Genomic DNA, 20,938 nt, shown 5'->3' with positions numbered 1-20,938 from the left:
CCTTTAAAGTGAAAGTTCACCAATATTCCCGAATGAGTTTTTCTTTTCTACGGATGTATCTAAAATCTTGCCTTTTGGGGTTGCAAGAAGTTTTTGTACACTGGCTTTCTGTGCACTATTTGCCACGTATAATGTGCCAAAAAGGTGGATGGCTGAAAGCTTTTCCGTTAATAGATCAGGATTAACACGGTCCGTCAAGGTAAGGTCCGTATGAATAATTACCACGGTATCCTCATCCAGCGCTTCTGCATCTTCTTGCTCCCATTGTTCCTTCTGTACGAAGCGAAAGCTGTCTGTGTAGCTGATAACATCTGTCTCAAATCGATTCAGACATTCGTAAACTAAGTCTTCAATCTCTTCATGGCAAATAATATAGGAGGTTGAATGGATCGATGCAAAGGCGCTCTGCATCGCTTCCCGCGAAACGGTTTTATCAAAAATGAGTGGAGAGCTAGTGTATAGCAAGCTCTCTTTAAAACGTTTGATCGAACGATTAGTGAGCTGCAGGGATTTACTTAGCTTTAGGTAGCCAGTCGGAGTGACCTCGACCTTCCCATTTACTGTGGCTTTTTCATAGAATACCTTTTCCTGATTCTCGGATATTATTGCTTTACCATTTAGCACGATGCTAGCAATCTTTTTAGAAAAAAGAGCTAAATCCACGTCTTCATGAAGCGTTATTTTTCCTGATGCAACCAAGGCACTTTGATCGTGTAAACCTTCTAGGTACCCGTTTGTCATGTTAATATTTCCATATTCCATCCTTGGGAGAGATTGACCATAGGTTTCAATCATGCCAGAATATCCGTTTAAGATGGATCCAACTGCGCCTTTTACATGCTCAGGCGTATAGACAACACCACTCACATAAAATTGACACTCGGTGTGCTTTATATCCTCTATACTTACATCTTTATCGATAATAAGCGCACCCATAACCATAACTGTAGTAGGGTTTTCAAAGGACTGAAGATAGTTTGCATCTGCAATGAAACGTCCTGTGGCTTTACGTATATTGTTGTCTACTTCAATTGTTGAACCGACATTTCCGATGTTTAGATGAGGTAGGAGATAAGCTGTTTCCCGAGAATGCAAAACCACCCCAACATTTTCAATACGATCAATTTCGTTGATGCTTTCCATTGTTGCAGAGACAATGTTTAATGTCCCGACATTACCAATCTTCTTTCCCATCATAATTCCTCCTCTAGATACATACGTAAAGTATTTATTGCTTGAGCTAAATGATAGCGAATTGTTGATGCGGTTAATCCGGTTTGCTGCCCAATTTCTTTACTGGATAGGCCGATCCAATAGCGCTTAAAGACGATGTCACTTTGAACCTTCGGAAGCTTGCTAAGAAGCTCAGTCATTTCTAAAGAGGAAAGTCCGATAGGGGAGAAAACGGGTTCATAGGTATCCTCCCATTCCTGCTCACGTTGGTATTTACGGCGCTCGTCAATCAACGCATTCTTCATCACCCTATAAAACCAGGCCTTTTGTTTGTGACGTGCCCAAGAAGTCATATCGGGCTGCGATAATGCCTTTTCAAACGAATGCTGAATGAGATCATCCGCCTCCTGTTCATGCCGCGAAATGGACAGGGCAAATCGTTTGATATCTAATTCAAGATCCAAATACATGTCCTGCACATTCATAAGCTATCCCACCAACATTTTTTCTTTAGTGTACCTGATTCTCATTAAGATAACGGATGAGAATGATAAAGTGTTGGTGAGAAATGAAAAAATTTAACGATGGGTAGAAAGAGGGAGGATGATGTGAAGCAACGAATATCACGTCCTAGCTTCTTAATGGTGTTTACTCAATTCAATCGACGCATCACAGGCTTAGTTGTATGTGAATTTTTCATCTCATATATTTTTAAAGCCATTGCAAGAATGACTAAGCAAATGGCCGTAATTAATATGGTTAAGCTCACACCTACTATCTGTGCAATGACACCACCTAACGTTAGGCCTAAAATTGTTACTAAGCTATTAACCGATGATATAGCGCCAAACATTCTTCCTATCTTATCAACAGGAGTAGATGTCTGAACGGTGATTTGAAAGGTTACGAGCACAAGACCAATGGCAAACCCACCAATGAAGAAGCAGATAGGCATAATAAGTAACGCTAAATATTCAGGTATATACGTACATAAAATAGCAAGAAAGAAAGAAATACCCAGAACGAAAACGCCATGGTACATATTTGCATAATAATCACGGATCGCCCGCTTGCGTAAAAGAGCCGTAATTAGTAAAGTACCTGCCCCACTTGCAGCCATAGAGAAACCAAGCATCTGTGATGTGTTGCGAAACGATTGATCTAAAAATAAAACAAGCTGTGAATCAATCAATTGAATAAAGAACAACCCACTTGCCATAGCAATCATGCCTACAAAAATAAATGGAGAGGACGCAATCATTTGAAATCCCTCCAAGCCTATAGAGGATTTCTTTGTCGTAGCTTGTTCTGTTTGAGAGAGGGAATACTGGTCTTTTTTTAAGAAAAGGAGAACTACAACAGAAAGGAAATAAGCGACACTGACCACATAGAAGAGTGTTGAGAAATGGAGCATAGCTATCAATAGGCCACCTAAGGACGGGCCGAATATCTTACTTGCGTTATCAATCATTCCGCTCACGGCAACCCCCTCTTGCAGTTGTTCTGGATGAAGCACTTCTTTAAGCTTTCCATTTTTAGCTGGAATAAAAAAGCTCTTGAACAGGCTCAAGAGTAGTAGAATCATCGCGAGGAAATAAATGTCGGAAGCGATAGGAGTAAGTAGAACAACCATCGCCCTACCTATCTCTGATAATAACAGCAAATATTTACGATCAAACCGGTCAGCCAAGCCGCCTGCAAAAGGCGAAATAAAAAGCTGAGGAATAACAAACGCCAGCATCAAGATTGAGATTTCAATCGATGAAACACGCAACTCCACCGCCGCCATCGCCAGCATACATATCAAAAACATCCAATCCGCAAAAGAAGAAAAGGTCTGTGCAATGACCACATTCATATATTGTTTGTTTTTCCACACCGATCCACGTTCCATCGAATCCACCCCACAGTTTGTTTGATCTACTTATGTAACGTTTCAAACAAATAAACTGTTGGTATGGAATAGAAATAAAAAAGCAGCCGAGTGGGCTGCTAACCTTTTATGTGCTTTTAAATACCGCGGGAGTACCTGAGCTAACGGGCTATGTCCTTTTATCGAGGCCACTAAAAAAGTCATGTAAGAATGAGCTGAATGGCGCCGCTACAGGAGAACCCTAGCACCCGCAAGAACGGCCTCAGCCCTCGAAGCGGAAAACCACCACTTCGATGTCTTCAGACTCGTTCTGTTCCGCAGGAGTCTACGGGTTCTCCTTCCGCTAACATTCTGACTTTAACAATTGGAGGACGATTGCAGCCTTAAAAAGATCGTTTTTCAGTGGCTTCCTTTTTACCCTGCAGGTGTCGGTCTGTCTATTTTTTCCGCTTGTTTTAGGGTAGGGAGTGGTATAACTATTTACACAATAATGAGGACTTGAGCTTGTTCGAGTACCATCCCGTTCCATTCCATCGCGCACGATCCCTCTACTTTCGCGCATTCTGAGAATTTTCGAGCATGCAATCATGGGAATCGCGCACACTGGCAAGGTTAACGCGCATTATAGAAATTATCGAGCAACACCTCACTGAAATCGCGCAATTTCAACGCATTTCCGCGCATTCTAACTTGATCGAGCCCCAGCCCCGGCATCACGCGGTATGCCTACTTCTCAATGTCCAAATTTTATACACCATGACGGATGAAGCGAAAATGGTGAGGTAGGTTAGAATGATCCAGCCGACTTGTAGGTAGGTAGCTGTAGCGTCTTGAACTGTGGCGCTGGTTAGCCAATCTTGATAATGGATTGCGCCTAGCACGAGTGCTGTCATGAAGAGAATGAATAGGCTCATTCCTTGCCAGAGCTTGCTTTTTGTTTTCCCCGACTCTGCTTGATATTGTTGGGCCCAGCCGTCTTTTTTGTAAGGGGAGAGCTTGTCGATCCACACTTGGATAAAGGTGATAAAGTTGACCCAAAGATAGATTTCCGTACTGACGACGAGTCCTGCAGAAATGACGTCAATGGGTCGGCTCATCGGAGTCTTTAATGCGAGAATGATATTTAGAATAGATGCTAGAACGATAGGGATAATCCAAAACCAAGACCAAGTAAATTGGTCCGTAGATATCGCAACGGTCATTAGCACAAAAAACAGCACACGTATAAATAGGTCAATGAAAGTCTTAATCTGTGATCGCCAGAGCATGCCAAAATGTCTGGTCTTAATTTCTAATTCTTTATTTGTTAACAAATCCACGGTTCCCCCGCGCCATTTGTTTCGCTGTTGCCTATATGTGTGATAAGAGCGCATAGCATCAACAAAACACCGGGAATCTGGACTAATGAGTGTTTTCCATTTTAGCTTTTGCAGCTGCCATGTCAGTAGCATGTCTTCCACGTCACTATCGTTTTGCCATGGACCATCAAGGTTATTTTCATCGACAATTTTCTGCAGAGCTTCTGGGCGGAATAATGTAGCCTGTCCACCTAGAACATAGGTGCTCCCTCCGTGATATTGGAGGTTTAAGAGCCACGCTGCCATATCCTGCTTTTGCTGATGGGTCCACCATCGTTGAATCGGACCGCCATATTTTCCACTTTTCATTTTTACTTCATAATGGGGATCATCCCGGTTAATAGAACTTTTTTTGAGAGGCATTCTCATCGTATATTTTGCCATGACCCCACCAATATTTCTCGCACTCATCAGGCCAGCCCAAAGATTGATTAATGCATTAGGAGCCATGCGACTGTCCGCATCCATTCCAAGTATCGCCTTCACTCCCTGACGATATTTTTCTTGGAAAGGGGTTAGCTGTTGATCATACAGATCCATTACATCTCCATAAATACTCTTCCAGGCTGTATTTAATGCTCCAACCTTTCGTTGTTTGTTTCCCTCAGTTCGCAATACAGTTACGCGTAAATTTAATTCATGTCCAGCGGTAAAGGCTACTTCCTCAGTTTTGTCCGTGCAATTGTCCGCAATAACAAATATATCAAGCTCGATATTTGGCGGCAGTTCCTGATCGGCCAACCCTTCCAGACAATCTCGAATAGAGTGTTCTTCGTTATGTGCAGGTATAAAGGCGACAATACGTGGTTTGACATATACTCTTTTCAGTCCTGACAGATCAATTGATGAATTCATCTTACCCCTCCAAAAATCAGCAATGAACAACTTCTACGTCATTCTATTTCGATATATAGAACAAAAGAACTGAAGTGGAGGGTTTTTTAAAATGAAAAGGTAAAAAAGTTTGGGTATTTATGTAGGTCGGTAGTCGCGTGTGGGTCTTTTAATCTGGGAAAAGGACCGTGTCTACAAGGGAGAGGAGAACATATATAGGTATATACGTCACAGTAAAGGAGAGGTATGGTATGAACACACTTGAATTCATCTCTTCCCTTATTCATTCAGTTATCTGGCCAACGGTTGTGTTTGTTTTAGTTTTACTATTTAAAGAGCATTTAGTTCAATTTATTTATTCTATTAGAAGGGTTTCCTTTCGAGAGGTGCATGTGGATGTTGCAGAGCGGTTGACTGAAATGGAATCGAGTGCAGGAGGACAGACACGTAGCTTGAACGCACATGAACCAGCTGAGGGGCACGTAGAAAGCATGATACGGCTGACGAACCAAGTTGATGACATTGCATCTTTTTCACCTAGAGCAGCAATTCTCTATACGTGGTCCATTGTAGAGAGTAGCATTTATGACATCATTAAAGAGCAATCAAGCTTAAATACTGGAGATATAACGCTTTATTGGAAATGGTTAAAAAAGAAAAAAGTCCTTGATCGTCACACGATGAAACTTCTACACAACATGCATCAATTACATGAAGATGTCGCCACAAAGCAAGGTACACATGAAGTGACTCCCTCCGATGCTAGAAGGTTCTGTACATTAGCCCAGCGTATCGTAAGAGCCATTCGGGAGAGGAGCTGATGGTGCGGGTGGGACAAGTTAAACGGGGTGATAGTAAAAAGTTGCTTCTATGAAAAGAAAAATGAGGAGCTGCTGCACAGGAACATGCCTGTTCAGCTGCAAATCCTATTTTGAAATGGACCAAACCTGCTCAACAGACCAGATGTGGGTGTCAGCATTCTCTTTATTCATCTTTGACGCTACATCTTTTGCTTCTTGGAACGTGGTGAACGTTTTTTCTGTTAGATTGTTATGCTCTCGGTGTAATGACTTTGTTTGCTTAATCGTTTGACAGACAATACGATACATATAGATCCCCTCCAAGAATTTTAGAAAGCAGTAGATCTAAAAAAAATGAGTGAACAGATCTTCATCTATTCACTCAGTACGGATGATTTATCTTTTTATTGTCTCATACAAGTGGGGGAATAGATAGGTATATATCATTTATGGCTTATTACAAGCTACGTTTTGTGTATAGCGAATACTAATTAGCGACTCGAAAAAGGGCAAATTGTTGTAAAAAAATAAATACATAAAAAAACATTAGCAGAAGAGAGAATGAGCTCTTTGCTAATGTTTTTTATATGGGTAGGAGCAAACCATGCTTATGCTGGCATTGCATTCCCTATTATTTTCAGCTTTCAACCTTTCTGAAAAGCAAACGAATTAAGTTTGTTATCGTACCTAAAACAAGTGATACCCCAGCAGCAAATAAAATGACGCCTAAAACCGTACCTAAGGTTGGCGCACCAATGATTTGGATAATAAAAAATACGAAAGACAAAACAAAAATAATAATGTAGTCGAGTATCCTAAATTGTCTCACTTAAATCGCCTCCTTTTGTAAAAACAACTACGACAACCTATGAAACCTAAATAAGGAGTTATTCATTTTTTATCTGCTTAGATTTAATATAAAACCGAAAAATGAATTTACAAGTAAATATAAAGAAAATTTCACAATTTTTTGTCGACATCATTATCATTTCTACAAACTTAATGTTCACTTTTTACGTTTGTATGAAGCGTATAAATAGAAGCATGCTAACTTATTAGCAGAAGAGACAAGTTGATCAGTACCAAGGTAAAAAAGGGGCAAATGCGCGGAATCACTCTGATATTGCGCGAAGTTGGAGCCGATATGCTCGAAAAAATGAATAAGGCGCAAAAACCAAGCTCGAGTGCGCCTTCCCTATGAAGAAATGATCTAAAAATTTGAGAATGCGCGATATGATAGAGTAAACGTGCGATACCAAGTGGCTGGAAGCATTAGCAAGAGAGGTGGGCAGTTCATCAAGAAGTACGGCGCTTTTACCAAGAGCAGGGAGCCGGTACCAAGAGAGACGGGGACGATAGCAAGAACTTTGTTACGTTTACCAAGAGCGTACAGCTGATACCAAGATCAATCACCGTTTATAAAGAAGGATGATGCCTTTACCAAGAACGAAGCCCATCTTCAAGAGCAATGCTCAGGTTATTATGAAGCGCACAGCCTTTACCAAGACGCATGCAATTACCCTCATATCAAAAAGCTAGGCTCCCCTCATGGCAGAGGAACTTTTTTAAATTTAGGTTTGACATTGTATATATCGGTTATATACAATATATACAAAGAATACACTTTGCGAGGTACTGATGAATATAAATCTATCTAACTCTTCACAAGAGCCGATTTACATGCAGGTCAAAGACCAAATTAAACAAAGCATTTTGCGAGGTGAACTACAGGAAGGTGAATCGCTTCCTTCCATGCGTCGTCTGGCTCAGGATCTCCGGATTAGCGTCATCACCACAAAAAGAGCATACGAGGAGTTGGAGCGTGAGGGCTTTATCACCTCCATTGTAGGAAAAGGCTCTTTTGTTGCCGGGCAAAGCAATGATCTCATCCACGAGAAGCGTCTAAAGATGATTGAAGAGAGCTTAGCCAGTGTTGTAGCTGAAAGTAAGAACCTAAACATTTCCTATCAACAGCTAGAGGAGTTGCTAAGGATGCTTTACGAGGAGGAAGAGTAGTGGAAGATGTGGTTACACTTCAACATGTGAATAAAGCCTATAAAGATTTTGCTTTAAAGGATATTTCATTTTCGGTTAAAAAAGGGTATATTACCGGTTTTATCGGACCGAACGGGGCAGGTAAAACAACTACCATTAAGCTAATGCTTAACCTCCTAGAGGCAGATTCAGGTAGCATCAATGTCTTTGGTCACAACTACTTAGGCCATGTAAATGACATCAAACAACGTATTGGCTTTATTTATGCGGATCATCATTTGTATGGTCATTTAACCATTGAAAAGATGAAACGTGTCCTTGCCCCCTTTTATAAAAATTGGGATGACCAGGTATTTGCAGAGTATGTGGAACGTCTTCAATTACCTTGGACCAAAAAAATCGGCCACTTGTCGAAGGGTATGGGAACAAAGCTTTCCATTGCCATCGCCCTTTCTCATCACGCTGATTTGATTATCCTAGATGAACCCACCTCGGGATTAGATCCCATTAGTAGAAGAGAAATTCTTGAGCTGTTAACAGAAGTGATTCAAGACGAGGAGAAGACGGTCTTTTTCTCGACTCACATTACAACCGACTTAGAACAAATTGCTGATTACATCACATTCATTGATCAGGGAAGCATTGTGTTTAGTGAAAGCAAGGAATCTATTACAGAACGATATTATCTTGTTCGTGGCGCAAATGAGTTACTAGATAAAGATATTCGTAGCCTGTTTGTACAAGTAAGACAGACCTCTGTAGGTTTTGAAGGTCTAACGAATCAAGCAGAGCTTGTAAGGCGTTTAATGGAAGATCATGTTGTGATGGAGCGAGCTTCGCTTGAGGATATTATGGTGTACACCGTAGGAAAACGTAAGGAGGAATAATCGTTGAGACAAATGGTGTCGTGGCTAAAACGATGTGTATGGACCATTCTTTTATTTGGTACCGTTTATTTCATTCTTTATTTGATAGATCAAACTTCATGGAACCCGGGATGGTGGAATGATCGAATCTTTGAACGTATCCAGACTGCTGTGCCCGAAGGCTGGTTCGTGAATCAATTTGCCTTCTTTGATCTGTATGAATTTAATTTTTTGATTACTGTGTTAGGCGTAGGGATGATACTAGGAATCATCTGGGATTTGTATTATTACGTACTGTTAAATAAAAAGGAGGACCAAAGTGATGGCGGCTATACTTGAGGTTGATCAACTACAGAAGACGTATGCTGATTCAAATTTTGGCTTAAAAGATATATCCTTTGCCATTCCTTATGGATCCATTGTCGGCTTTATTGGTGAAAATGGCGCAGGAAAATCAACGACGATGGGGTCCATTCTCGGCACACTTCATAAAGACAGCGGCACGATTAGAATCTTTGGGAAAGAAATGGATGCAAAAGATGTGCACATTAAAGAAGACATTGGTGCAGTCTTTGATACGGTAAAATTACCGGGTGGTTTAACTGTGAAAAAGCTAGAGCGAGTGTTTCAACAGCTTTACTCTAATTGGAACAAAGAAACCTATTCCAACCTGATTCAACTGTTTTCTTTACCTAAGGATAAAAAAATCAGCGGCTTCTCACGCGGGATGTCTATGAAGTTATCCGTCGCTGTCGCTTTATCACACGAGGCAAAGCTCTTAATCTTAGACGAAGCCACTGCCGGACTTGATCCAGGTGGTCGAGAGGATATGCTCAAGGTTCTAAGAGAGTTTGTGAAGGGTCAAGAGCGAAGCATTCTGCTCTCCTCACATATCACAAGTGATATTGAACAAATTGCAGACCGCCTCATTTTTATTAAAAGTGGGGAGATCTTATTACAGGAAACAAAGGAGGAGATTTTAAATCACTACGGAATCGTTCAATGTGACCCTGTTGAATATCAGAACATTCCGTCAGAAATTAGGCTAGCTACGAGAGGCAATGAGGTATTCTTTGATGTGCTCGTTTCAGATAGGGAAAAGCTGCCTAGCTCGTTACAATCTAAACGTTTTTCAATTGATGATGTCACATTACTGCTCATGAGAGGTGAACGAGTATGAAGGGTTTGTTGTTGAATCAGTATTATGCGGTGGAAAAAACAATTTGGTGGTACATTCCGCTCTCGCTGGTACTAGCAACGGGTTTAGTGTTTTTTGATCATCCGATAGTCCAAAGATTGGCGGCATTTATACCTCTTATCTTATTAGGGGGTGCTGCGTTAGAAGTGTTAAAGCAGGAAGCGAAGTCTGGATGGAGTCAGTACGTCTTAACTTTACCGATTAAGCGAACATGGGTGGTACAAAGCCACTATTTATTCTTCTTTTTACTTGTTCTTGTAGGAATTGTGATTGGTCTTGTTGCCTACCTCATTGCACAGCTTATATTTGGAATTGGGCTAAGCAATGGGTATATACATGGTCTAATGACTGTACTGGGATTAGTCTTTACTCTTGGTTTCGTATCTTATCCACTTACCTATATTCTAGGAACTGAAAAAGCTGAAGTGATCTCCTACATTGGTGTAGGTGCTGGTCTTGGAATGTATGTCTTAATTGGGGCCCTATTTACGTTTCTGCCCCTTAATAACGTACCGTTCATTAACCCAGATATTCTTTTTCCTGTTAGTTTTTTGGCTATCAACTTTATTCTATTTATCATCTCGTATATCATTTCAGTCCAAGTGTATAAGAGGAAAGAGTTCTAAAAAATGTGTATGAGGTGAATGAATTGTCCAACAGAGTATATCTTAGAAAACTCGAACCAACCGATCTGCTAAGTCTCCACCAAGCTCTTGATGATGAGGAAATCCTTTACATGACCGGCACGCGTCGGACCTTTACATTCGAACAGGTTCAGCAATTTTACAAAAAGTGTGTAGAAGACGATACACGCCATGACTTTGCCATTTGCTTGACAGAAAATGATAGGCTCATTGGTGATTTGGCTATTATGAATATTGAGACAGAAGATCACAAAGCGGCTTTTAGAATCGCCCTTTACCGAACCGATCTCACTGGAAAAGGCTACGGAACAGAAGCTGTTAAACAAGCCATAGAATTTGCGTTTGATGAGCTTGGATTAAACCGGCTACAGCTAGAAGTCTACTCCCACAATCCACGTGGTTACCATGCGTATAAAAAGGCAGGTTTTATTGAAGAAGGCAGACTTCGACAAACGCTGTACATGAATGGTCAGTATTCTGATGAAATTATTATGTCGGTGCTGCGGGAGGATTATGAGGCGAGACGGGGATAGGTTTGGATGTAACGCGATTGCGTGGAATGAGTTAGAGTGCGCAAGGCCATTCACTAAGTTCTATAAAACAAGCTTAAAGAGCAGTAGGATATTCTACTGCTCTTTAATAACTCAAAAGGGTGGACTCCTTCTTCCATTGGCTTCTTGGGCGAGTGGTTTTGTACCATTGCAGGCAAAGGATAAAGATGATAGCAAGATCTACAGCATCCCCACCGTAATACATGATTTGGCTTCCGAGTTGGGCTTGGTCGCCTGGGACTCCATTGGGAGGCTGGGCATAGAGGTATTTAGATAAGATATTGTGCGCAGCTAGGGCAAGGATTAAAACGATGGAACGATAAAGGTATGAAAGACGATGTGAGATTGGATCGATATATAGAATAGATGCAGTGAACAGGTACCCAGCTATAAATACATGTAGATGAATAAACAAATGTAAAAACACATACTCATGCATAAGTGGATACAGTTCAGTTGTATATAATAGCCAAAGGCCGCCAACATTTATAAGTGTTGTAAAAATCGGATGCAGGCTGATTTGTCCCACCCAGCTTTTGAGCAAACGAGTAATAAATCTTGCAGGCTGTACTGGAAGGGTTCGAAGTAGTAAACTCATTGGAGCGGCTAAAACCAATAGCAAAGGTGCTAGCATTCCTAATAATAGGTGTCCCATCATATGCGCAGGGAACCAAAGGTGTCCTAAATCAGCCAAAGGACCAAATACGGCAACCGTTGCACAAAAGCTTCCGGATACAGCGCAAATAATTCTATGAAGCGGCCATTGTTTGTAGGATTGATTTGAGATGACAACCGCAACTAAATAGCCAATCAACCCCATCAAAAAGAAGCTTGCCAGAATCAGCTGAGGAATCATATTAATCATAACTCGATGACTTCCTGTAACGTCGTAACAAGAAGATGCCAGCAATAATCATAACTCCTGCTAAGACGTTCCAAATTACATCATAGACCCACACATTTTCCACGTAGCGAATTTGATGAATTCTCATCCATTTGTGCTGGATGATACCATCATATAGCTGAAAACTCCCTGCGCCAAGCAGCACGCCTCCCCACCATTTCAGGGGCACGTATGCGTCTCGCCGTTTTATGTCAGCTAGTAAAAACAACGAGGCAATGGTCGCAAACCAGCTAAAGGCATGGAATATTCCATCCGAAATGAGGCCAATATCTGTGGTTGCTAAATCATAAAAATGATGCCAGCGCAGTAATTGATGAAAAACAGCCTCATCAATAAACGCAGCAAATCCAATACCAAATAGAACGCCGGACCATACATTACGGTTTTTGGATTGGCTAGCCACAAGTTCCTCCTATATACTTTGTCTTTTTAACCATTATCCCCTTGACTAGGTAGAACTAAACTAGAGTGAGACGATAGCTTTCTAACATTAACTGAATGCAAAAGTATACTCAAGGGTGCAGATTTCTAGAGAAGGTAGGAGATCCTATAGTTACATTCGATCACACTCAGCACATGCATGTGGGCTATTACGAAAAAGGCATAGACTTTGAGGCAACTTTTTTAAAAGTAGCGGGTCAGGAGAAATGGTGCCTGTACTTTGAGCAGAACTTCTACCAGGTAGTGCTCCATGGGGATTATTCAGAGGATGAAACGTTTGGTTCATTAGTGGCAGTAATAAACGGGGACCTCACCTACGAACTAGGATGCTTAGTACTTAAGCAGTTCCTAGAACGAGAGAAATTAATAAAAAAAGAGTAGCTCATGGTTAAAACTACGTAACACCTACCTAAATGTTTAATTTTAGAAAAACGGGGAACTCTAAATAAACGTTTGTTTAAATCAATCAGAGGATGGATGAACCATGTTATATTTACTTGCAATTTTATTACCACCAGTCGCGGTTTTACTTGTAGGAAAACCATTTCAGGCACTCTTAAATTTTATTCTGACTTTGTTTTTTTGGGTTCCTGGCGCAATTCACGCGTGTTTGGTTGTTGCCGATAAGAAGGCAGACGACCGGGCAAGGAGATATGGACGTCATAGATAAGGGTCAAGACCTTATTAGTGTATAAATAGTCATAAATAAGTGTGGGTACAGCAACAGATCTACTGTTGCTGTTTTTTTGTGCAATCATTTTCCAGTTGTATAAAGAACGTATGTTCGGTTATACTACTTACTATGAGGTGGGATAATGGATGATACGAGAAGATATGTATCCTTTAGTGAATCGATTTATTGTCTGTTCAACTGCACGTAATGTGATTGAGAGGCATTTGAGGAAGCTGCCGACGGAGCGGCTTAGAATGATGTCTTATGAGCTAGGCAAGGAATTGCATGATTTAAAGAAGGAGATGCATGCACGTGAAGTGAAGCTAGCCAAAATGCCACCATCTAGTGCAGATTTCTATGGATACACCCTCTATCACAGAGGGTGGCGGTCAGAGCATCAGGTTCTTAAAGCGATTATTCAAAGGGATGTCGAGCTGCTTATTGATGAATTAAAAGTAAAAACAGCCAAAAAATCTTTAAGCTGAGGCCAAATACGAGCGGTCTCGGCCTTTTTTATCGTTCTCATTTGAAGTCTTAAATGCCGATAGTATACAATAGTAGATAATATATGAAAGAAGACGACGTAGGCTATAATGAAAGCGCTTCACATTGGGTCATACTCATTTGAATCTTTGGTACCATTAAGGTGGCTCAACTATGTTCAAGAAGTTTAAAGTTAGAACGGTTCTTTTTAGCAGCTTTGCTTTGTTTATTATTGTGCTTTTTTCCGTTGTTATCTTGGTCTCTTACAGAATTATGGTTAATGAAATGGTGACTCATACCACTGCCCATCAAGAGGAGGCATTGGGGTTATACAGTAATGAGATCAACAACCAGCTTCGTGCAGTTGAAGAGATGTCACTTATGTTATCAACAAATAGTACGTTACAGAATTTTTTACAAGGTACGTATAATACAGAGCGGTACTACTATCAGAATCAACGTTCCAATGTTCATTCTTATTTGTATCAAGTCATACTTAGTATGTCTTTAGTTGAATCGATTGATGTCTATATGGACCAACCGCCAGCTTATGATCAACAGCTCCCCATTCGTTATTTGTCCATTCTTGATTTGCATGACCATCCAGAAAATGAAACCTATATTCAAGGGGATGAGGGGTGGCTTGGTCTCCATCAAAAGCATTTACAAGAGGATGGAGAAGAGATCGTTTCCTATTCTCGAAATATTTATTCGCCTAATGGAAATCTTCGTGGCGTGCTGGTTCTGAATATTCCCATTTTAAAATTTAGATCTTTCATTGAAGGAAATGGAGACTATATAAGAAATCGAGTCCTTCTAGACTCAAATCAGCAAATGATTGCAGCGGTAGGTCATTCTGAGCTTGCTTCTGAATTTAACAAGTGGCAGTCCGTATTTGAGTCTGAGAAGGGAAAGCAGGAAAGTGAGCAAGGCTTGATGGTCTGGTCACCGTTAAACGAATCTGGATGGAAATTGGTAGAGCTAACTCCGAGGGAAGAGTTAACAGGTGGTGGTGCTCGAATGGCCAAAGTGTTATTTGCGCTTGGGTTGGCCGCAATGATATCTGCTTTGTTTGCTACCTATTTTCTCTCGGTAAGATTCACAAGACCGATTCTGGTGTTATTGAGTGCCATGCGCCATTATGGTCAAGAGGAAAAGTTAGTAGTCCCTCGGGATTATCACAATGAATTTGGAAAGCTTTTTGCAGGGTTTGAGCGGATGACACAACGAATCAAAAAACTGCATCGTTCGCTTGAGGAACAAAGCTACCTCCAACGCCAAGCTGAAATTAGTGCGTTACAAGCTAATATTAATCCACACTTTTTGTACAATACGCTGGATCAGCTTAATTGGATGGCGATTGCAAGAAATCAGCAGGATATGAGCAAAGTCATAGAATTAACAGGTAATATGCTAAGAATTGGACTTTCCAAAGGAAAAAGCTTGATACCGATTACAGATGAATTGGCACACATACAATATTATATGGAGATTCAGCAATATCGTTTAAGTGAGGGGTTTACTTATGAATTTAGAATCGAACAAAGTACGGAATCCTATTATGTTCCTAAATTTACCCTACAACCACTTATAGAAAATGCTATCATTCATGGCTTCCACCGACGTAACAAAGGTCAAATTCGGGTCACGATTAAAGAATATGAGAACAGTCTACTCATTGAGGTTACGGATAATGGATGTGGATTTAATACTGAGAATATCAGTAAGAGAGGCTACGGCATTGAAAATGTGGAAAAGCGTATAAAGGCTTTTTTTGGAGAGGAATATGGAATAACGCTATGGAGTAAGCAAGGAGTAGGAACGATAGTCAAGATCACGTTAGCTAAACAAAAGAATGATCAAATCAGAGGTGGGGACGTTTATGTGGAGAACCGTGATCATTGATGATGATGTACAGGTATTAGCTGGTTTGAAGACAATTATTCCTTGGAAAGATCTTCAATTAACACTTGTAGGTGAAGCGAGAGATGGTCAAGAGGGAGTAGACCTCATACGAGAAGTGAAGCCACATCTTGTAATTACAGATATTTATATGCCTGTAATGGATGGTCTGGAAATGATTCAACACCTCTCCGCAAAAAGCGAATACAACGGAAAATGTGTGATTTTAAGTGGGTATTCTGATTTCGAATACGCTAGAAAAGCACTTCGTTTACGAATTGATGAATACCTTTCAAAACCCACCTCTCCAGAAAAGCTGAAAGAGGTCCTGAAGAGAGTAACCAAGCAATTAGAAGATCAACACTCCACGCTTTTAAAACAAGAAGAAATAGAGGATCAATTAAAATCATACGAGTCATTATTGGAACAACGTTGGCTAAGAGAAATTGTGGTCGGTGAGTGGGTTGAAACCAATTCCTCATTCCCTGCAACCTCTCTTAAAGAGAAATGGGAAGGGAAGCAGCATCTCGTATGTGTCATGGCAGTTCACCATCGGAAAAGTATGAATCAAAATGTAACGGATTGGCACTTACTTCGTGTGGCAGCCCGCAATATCGTGAATGAAATTGCAAAAAAGCACCCCTTTGATGTGGAATGGATTGATCTCTACAATGAGTATTCGGCTTTGTCGATTCATTTTGATCAAGGTGTCTCATGGGCTTCAGCATTATTACATCTGCAACAAATGACTTCAGAGGTCGTAGTAGCCGTATCCACCTACTTGAAACTAAAAGTAATTATAGGAATTGGTAAGCCGAAGGCGGATTGGCAACAGCTTTTTGAGTCCACGACAGAAGCAATGCAGGCTTTGAAAGAGCCGGCTTGCTTTTCTGAATGGCACCCTCAAGTAGCGATCTCAGAATTACGGGAGAAGACGACTGATCAAGAGAAGCAAGATAGCAAAGAACTATCATGGTTTTATTTACGCATCGTGGAGGCGATTCGATTTGTGCGGAGGGATGAAGTAGAGAGGTTGCTTGATCAATGTCTCAGTCAACTTGAATCAGAAAACAAACTAACGACTCCAGACCAATTGCGTATTGCCGGAACTGAGATCTGGACAGCGATTACTTATTCAATGCATCATACAGGAATGTCAGTTGAGGATATTTTTTCAGATATGGATTTAAATGAAGAGTTAAACAAGGTGTTATTTCAAGTAGAGCTTAAAGCACTGTTATTATTAAAGGTTGACCGAATCTTTAGTTACTGGAAGCTGGATGATAATACACGCCATAAACGAGCGATTAAGAAAACCCTAGAATATATCCATAATCAGTACCATGAAGACATAACCATCCAAGACATTGCAGCTGAATTAAACCTATCGAGAAATTATCTGGGACAGCTTTTTATAAAGATAGTAGGTGAAACATTTAAGTCGTATGTAACAAGGGTCAGACTGGAAAAAGCAAGAAGACTTTTAATTGAAGGGGAGGGGCTTTTAGTGTATCAAGTGGCAGAATCAGTAGGCTATAGCCATATCCCTTATTTCACAAGACAGTTTAAGCAATACTTTGGCTGTAGTCCAACAAAGCTACTTAAGGAGTCCGAAGAAAAACAAATGCATTCCCATTAAGCTGACAAACAAGCGGTGGCCTTTTCTCTACTTAGTAGGGAGGAGGCCTTATTCTATGAGAGTTTTTCCATAAGGTGCTTGTAAGGGATGCAATTTTTTTGCAACTTTTTTAACGTTTGTGTCCTATTCAACAAAAGAGAAAGCGTTTACAATTAATGAAAGCGTTTTAAAAAAGGGGAGGGACATTTATGAAGAAGACGAAAAACAGGTTAATGCTTAGCTGTTTATCTCTAACATCCGTTCTTATTTTTGCTGCATGTTCATCAGAATCCGGTGGCGGTGAAGGTGGAGGCAATACTGGAGGAGCTGCTGATGAAGGCGGTGAAGAAGCAGATGTGCAAGAAGGCCAAACCGAATTAAGAGTTTCTTGGTGGGGCGGACAGGAAAGACATAATCGCACCATTGAAGCAATTGAGCTATTTGAAGAAAAGAATCCTGATATTGCAGTGAGTACGGAATTCAGTGGGTGGGATAGTCACTGGGAACGTTTGTCTACGCAAGCAGCAGGTCGGAACCTTCCAGATGTTGTGCAGATGGATCTTCAGTATCTAAATGAATATGTCTCAAGAGATTTGTTAGTTGACTTAAATGAATATGTAGACTCAGGTACGATTAACTTTGATAACGTTGATGAAGCGCTTATTGAAGGTGGGATTGTAGACGACAGCCTATACGCGGTCAACCTAGGAACAAATTCACTATTTGTCCTTTACGATCCGGCTATTTTTGAAGAGGCTGGGGTGCCTGTTCCTGAGCCTGGTTATACATGGGAAGAATATGCAGATACGGCCAGAGCACTCTATGATGAATTAGGCGTCTATTCTGGAGAATTTTCGATTATGCCGTTTTTCAGTCACTATTTGCGACAGCATGATTTATGGCTTTACAACGAAGATTATACAGAGATGGGTTATGACGACCAGTATTTAATTGATTTCCTTGATATGTACAAGGAACTGCTCGATGACGGAGTAGTACCTGGTCCTGATGTGACAACTGATATCCATGGCTTGGAGGATCAACTTATCATACATGGAGATTCTGCAACCCTCCCAGAAAACAGCAATCTTATCATTGCATATGTCTTGGCGGCAGATCGTCCGCTGGAGATGACAACCTTCCCGGTAGTAGAAGGTGGATCAAATGGACATATCTTAAAGCCTGGTCAATTTTTATCAATTTCCTCTCAGTCTGAAAACCAAGACGAGGCAGCGCGCTTCATCGATTTCGTTACAAATGATCTTGAAGCGAATGAGATTCTAAATGCAGAAAGAGGCGTGCCGATTTCTTCAGAGGTTAGAGATCATATTTACGAGGACTTAGATGAAGTAGAGCAAATGCAGTTTGATTATATGGATTTAGTAGAGGATTATGCCGCTCCGATTCATCCACCAGAGCCACCAGGTACAAGGCAAATAGGTGAAGCGTATACGCGCTTACTGGAAGAGCTTTCTTATGACATGATCACAACAGAAGAGTTTGCAGAGAGATTCAGGGAAGAAGCAGAAGGCATTCTCAACAATTAATAGGAACAACACGAGAAAGAGGCAGGGTGTTTGCTTCTTTCTCTTTTAAAAAGGAGGCATATCAATGGCCGGCACAGAGAAGGTAGGAGTGAAGCAAACCTTAAAGCCTGAATTATCTAACGAAGCTAAACGGAAACGAAGAAAGCAGGAGCTCATTGCATATGCTTTTATTTCTCCTTGGTTACTTGGTTTTTTTGGTTTTGTAATTGGACCTATGCTTGCATCTCTATACTATTCATTTACAGACTATGACATGCTATCTAGTCCAACATGGGTTGGCTTAAGTAACTATACTGATTTACTTACAAGCGATTCGCGATTTCGAACCTCCGTTCAAGTGACGTTATTATTTGTTTTAATCTCAACACCGTTAAAACTAATTTTTGCCTTAGCTGTTGCCATGCTATTTAACAATAATAGAAGAGGAGCGGGCTTTTATACAACGGTATTCTATATTCCTTCCATTATTGGCGGAAGTGTAGCAGTCGCTGTGATGTGGCGTCAATTATTTGGTGGGCAGGGTGCCATTAATGACTTTCTATTATTTCTAGGTATTGAAGGTCGTAACTGGATTGCTAGTCCCGATCATGCCTTAGGTGTCTTGATCCTTTTGGTCATCTGGCAATTTGGCTCACCTATGATTATTTTTCTTGCAGGACTGAAACAAATACCAAAAGACTTGTATGAGGCAGCGGTTGTTGATGGAGCAGGAGCCATTCAGAAATTCTTCTCAATTACCCTACCGCTACTCACACCAGTTATCTTTTTTAATTTAATTATGCAAATGATCGGTGGCTTTCTTGTCTTTACACAGGCATTTATCACAACAGAAGGTGGACCACTCGATCGTACTTTATTCTATGCTCTTTATCTCTATGAAAGAGCCTTTCAAAACTATCAGATGGGTTATGCATCAGCTATGGCTTGGATGCTGCTTATCGTGGTCGCTATCATTACCGCGTTAATATTCTACAGCTCAAAGAAATGGGTCTATTACGAATCGGAAAAGGGGTGAAAATATGGACAAACATCAAAAGATGAGAACGATTTTATATCATTCTGTTGTCATCGTCTTTGGCGTAATTATGTTATACCCAGTCTTATGGATGATAGCGAGCTCGTTAAAGCCACACACAGAGATCTTTCAACAAGCTTCCTCCCTTATTCCTTCTACATTAAATTGGGGAAACTATTCGGAGGGATGGGCAGGGTTTGGTCGAGTTGGGTTTGATCAAATTTTCGCAAACTCCCTCTTCGTTTCAACGTTAAATATATTGGGAGCATTATTTTCTTCATCCTTTGTGGCTTATGGATTTGCTAGGTTAAATTTTCGTTTCAAAAAGACGTTATTTGCCTGTTTAATAGGAACCTTAATGCTTCCGATGCAGGTTACGTTGATTCCACAATACATTTTGTTTAATTATTTTGGCTGGGTCAATACCTTCTTGCCATTAATTGTACCTGCATTTGTAGGTGGAGCTCCATTTTTTATCTTTTTGATGGTTCAGTTTATCAGAGGAGTACCTCGCGAGCTTGATGAAGCAGCGGTTATTGATGGGTGTTCAACCTTTGGGATTTTTTGGAGGATTATTTTACCATTATGTAAACCGGTGTTGGTTACAGTGACTATTTTTGCTTTTATGTGGAGCTGGGATGATTTCTTTGGTGCCCTGATTTATCTAAATGACCCAGGGTTATATACAGTTGCATTAGGACTAGCTAGTTTTCTTGATTCTTCGGGAGTTAACTCATGGGGACCACTTCTTGCTATGTCTACATTATCCTTGTTACCACAATTTATTATTTTCTTATTCTTTCAAAAGTATCTCGTGCAAGGGATTGCAACGACGGGTCTCAAATAATCCTTTTCTTTGGAAATATATAGATTATAATAAAAGGAAAACGATGAGTAGGTGTAAGGCGCATGTTTTTGATTATCTTAATGGTTGCATTTTTTATCGTGTTTTATATTAGCTCAAACAATATTGAGAAGAGCTTAAAACGGATGGAAGAGCAAAATCATCAAATCATAAGGCTTCTCAAGCAGAATAATGAAATAAAGTAAGTAAGACGCAGCG

At 40.5% G+C, this 20,938-nt stretch carries 24 protein-coding genes; 16 read left to right on the top strand and 8 right to left on the bottom strand.

The genetic code is table 11. From position 1 onward, the window contains the following. Positions 1 to 3 precede the first annotated feature (3 nt). From FN960_RS05230 to FN960_RS05215, 4 genes are all read right to left on the bottom strand, one after another. Entirely contained in the window at positions 4 to 1,197 is a 1,194-nt protein-coding gene (locus FN960_RS05230; protein ID WP_143847572.1) for a hypothetical protein, read from the bottom strand. After that, positions 1,194 to 1,658: an RNA polymerase sigma factor gene (locus tag FN960_RS05225; RefSeq protein WP_143847571.1), complete on the bottom strand. Its 465-nt coding sequence runs from the start codon at positions 1,656 to 1,658 to the stop codon at positions 1,194 to 1,196. Before FN960_RS05225 ends, FN960_RS05230 begins: the two co-directional genes overlap by 4 nt. Before the next feature lie 167 nt (positions 1,659 to 1,825). Continuing rightward, on the bottom strand, positions 1,826 to 3,067 hold the full coding sequence (locus FN960_RS05220; RefSeq protein ID WP_143847569.1) for an MFS transporter: 1,242 nt from the start codon (positions 3,065 to 3,067) through the stop codon (positions 1,826 to 1,828). A gap of 692 nt (positions 3,068 to 3,759) precedes the next feature. Next, the gene (locus tag FN960_RS05215; RefSeq protein ID WP_143847567.1) at positions 3,760 to 5,259 is read right to left on the bottom strand and encodes a glycosyltransferase family 2 protein; all 1,500 of its coding nucleotides are present in this window, start codon (positions 5,257 to 5,259) and stop codon (positions 3,760 to 3,762) included. Between the two features lie 230 nt (positions 5,260 to 5,489). On the opposite strand from FN960_RS05215, the gene FN960_RS05210 reads away from it, so the two are divergent. Further along, positions 5,490 to 6,059 (top strand): hypothetical protein, encoded by a 570-nt coding sequence (locus FN960_RS05210; protein ID WP_143847566.1) that lies wholly within the window; start codon positions 5,490 to 5,492, stop codon positions 6,057 to 6,059. Between the two features lie 105 nt (positions 6,060 to 6,164). Here FN960_RS05210 and FN960_RS05205 read toward each other — a convergent pair whose 3' ends face one another. Beyond that, positions 6,165 to 6,347: a hypothetical protein gene (locus tag FN960_RS05205; protein WP_143847564.1), complete on the bottom strand. Its 183-nt coding sequence runs from the start codon at positions 6,345 to 6,347 to the stop codon at positions 6,165 to 6,167. 328 nt (positions 6,348 to 6,675) lie between these two features. Then, the gene (locus FN960_RS05200; protein WP_143847562.1) at positions 6,676 to 6,867 is read right to left on the bottom strand and encodes a hypothetical protein; all 192 of its coding nucleotides are present in this window, start codon (positions 6,865 to 6,867) and stop codon (positions 6,676 to 6,678) included. 809 nt (positions 6,868 to 7,676) lie between these two features. Here FN960_RS05200 and FN960_RS05195 point away from each other — a divergent pair. From FN960_RS05195 to FN960_RS05170, 6 genes are read left to right on the top strand one after another with little or no spacing between them, the layout of a single operon-like run. Next, positions 7,677 to 8,054 (top strand): GntR family transcriptional regulator, encoded by a 378-nt coding sequence (locus FN960_RS05195; RefSeq protein ID WP_143847560.1) that lies wholly within the window; start codon positions 7,677 to 7,679, stop codon positions 8,052 to 8,054. After that, positions 8,054 to 8,920, top strand: coding sequence for an ABC transporter ATP-binding protein (locus tag FN960_RS05190; RefSeq protein ID WP_143847558.1), 867 nt, complete (start codon positions 8,054 to 8,056; stop codon positions 8,918 to 8,920). The genes FN960_RS05195 and FN960_RS05190 overlap by 1 nt, the downstream gene beginning before the upstream one ends. Positions 8,921 to 8,932: 12 nt before the next feature. Beyond that, the gene (locus FN960_RS05185) at positions 8,933 to 9,238 is read left to right on the top strand and encodes a YfzA family protein (protein ID WP_498034072.1); all 306 of its coding nucleotides are present in this window, start codon (positions 8,933 to 8,935) and stop codon (positions 9,236 to 9,238) included. Next, the gene (locus FN960_RS05180; RefSeq protein ID WP_143847554.1) at positions 9,222 to 10,079 is read left to right on the top strand and encodes an ABC transporter ATP-binding protein; all 858 of its coding nucleotides are present in this window, start codon (positions 9,222 to 9,224) and stop codon (positions 10,077 to 10,079) included. The genes FN960_RS05185 and FN960_RS05180 overlap by 17 nt, the downstream gene beginning before the upstream one ends. Beyond that, positions 10,076 to 10,723, top strand: coding sequence for an ABC-2 transporter permease (locus tag FN960_RS05175; protein ID WP_143847552.1), 648 nt, complete (start codon positions 10,076 to 10,078; stop codon positions 10,721 to 10,723). The genes FN960_RS05180 and FN960_RS05175 overlap by 4 nt, the downstream gene beginning before the upstream one ends. Before the next feature lie 23 nt (positions 10,724 to 10,746). Next, positions 10,747 to 11,274, top strand: coding sequence for a GNAT family N-acetyltransferase (locus tag FN960_RS05170; protein WP_260681925.1), 528 nt, complete (start codon positions 10,747 to 10,749; stop codon positions 11,272 to 11,274). Positions 11,275 to 11,377: 103 nt separating this feature from the next. Here the strand turns inward: FN960_RS05170 and FN960_RS05165 are convergent, their stop codons facing one another. Together FN960_RS05165 and FN960_RS05160 are read right to left on the bottom strand one after the other, a co-directional pair. Then, positions 11,378 to 12,148: a cytochrome c oxidase assembly protein gene (locus tag FN960_RS05165; RefSeq protein ID WP_438799724.1), complete on the bottom strand. Its 771-nt coding sequence runs from the start codon at positions 12,146 to 12,148 to the stop codon at positions 11,378 to 11,380. Between the two features lies 1 nt (position 12,149). Continuing rightward, positions 12,150 to 12,599, bottom strand: coding sequence for a DUF2243 domain-containing protein (locus FN960_RS05160; RefSeq protein WP_143847549.1), 450 nt, complete (start codon positions 12,597 to 12,599; stop codon positions 12,150 to 12,152). Positions 12,600 to 12,694: 95 nt separating this feature from the next. On the opposite strand from FN960_RS05160, the gene FN960_RS05155 reads away from it, so the two are divergent. The 9 genes from FN960_RS05155 (at position 12,695) to FN960_RS22745 (ending at position 20,925) form a co-directional block, all read left to right on the top strand. Beyond that, a complete protein-coding gene (locus FN960_RS05155; protein ID WP_143847548.1) occupies positions 12,695 to 13,018 on the top strand; it encodes a DUF3986 family protein in 324 nt (107 codons plus the stop codon). A gap of 103 nt (positions 13,019 to 13,121) precedes the next feature. Further along, positions 13,122 to 13,307 (top strand): YqaE/Pmp3 family membrane protein, encoded by a 186-nt coding sequence (locus FN960_RS05150; RefSeq protein WP_143847546.1) that lies wholly within the window; start codon positions 13,122 to 13,124, stop codon positions 13,305 to 13,307. A gap of 149 nt (positions 13,308 to 13,456) precedes the next feature. Further along, entirely contained in the window at positions 13,457 to 13,795 is a 339-nt protein-coding gene (locus tag FN960_RS05145) for a YhjD family protein (RefSeq protein WP_143847545.1), read from the top strand. Between the two features lie 172 nt (positions 13,796 to 13,967). After that, the gene (locus tag FN960_RS05140; protein ID WP_143847543.1) at positions 13,968 to 15,698 is read left to right on the top strand and encodes a cache domain-containing sensor histidine kinase; all 1,731 of its coding nucleotides are present in this window, start codon (positions 13,968 to 13,970) and stop codon (positions 15,696 to 15,698) included. Continuing rightward, positions 15,676 to 17,334: a helix-turn-helix domain-containing protein gene (locus tag FN960_RS05135; protein WP_185970930.1), complete on the top strand. Its 1,659-nt coding sequence runs from the start codon at positions 15,676 to 15,678 to the stop codon at positions 17,332 to 17,334. Before FN960_RS05140 ends, FN960_RS05135 begins: the two co-directional genes overlap by 23 nt. Before the next feature lie 188 nt (positions 17,335 to 17,522). Beyond that, the gene (locus tag FN960_RS05130) at positions 17,523 to 18,860 is read left to right on the top strand and encodes an ABC transporter substrate-binding protein (protein WP_143847539.1); all 1,338 of its coding nucleotides are present in this window, start codon (positions 17,523 to 17,525) and stop codon (positions 18,858 to 18,860) included. Between the two features lie 64 nt (positions 18,861 to 18,924). Continuing rightward, on the top strand, positions 18,925 to 19,875 hold the full coding sequence (locus FN960_RS05125) for a carbohydrate ABC transporter permease (protein WP_143847537.1): 951 nt from the start codon (positions 18,925 to 18,927) through the stop codon (positions 19,873 to 19,875). Between the two features lie 4 nt (positions 19,876 to 19,879). Next, on the top strand, positions 19,880 to 20,722 hold the full coding sequence (locus FN960_RS05120) for a carbohydrate ABC transporter permease (RefSeq protein WP_143847535.1): 843 nt from the start codon (positions 19,880 to 19,882) through the stop codon (positions 20,720 to 20,722). Between the two features lie 62 nt (positions 20,723 to 20,784). Then, positions 20,785 to 20,925, top strand: a complete 141-nt coding sequence (locus FN960_RS22745; protein WP_185970929.1) for a hypothetical protein — start codon at positions 20,785 to 20,787, stop codon at positions 20,923 to 20,925. Positions 20,926 to 20,938: the final 13 nt, after the last annotated feature.

It is taken from the genome of Alkalicoccobacillus porphyridii (assembly GCF_007293315.1).
Classification (GTDB): Bacteria; Bacillota; Bacilli; order Bacillales; family Bacillaceae_D; genus Alkalicoccobacillus; species Alkalicoccobacillus porphyridii.
Note: the sequence above shows the minus strand (reverse complement) of the source record. Positions and strands in the feature narration are given on the sequence as shown.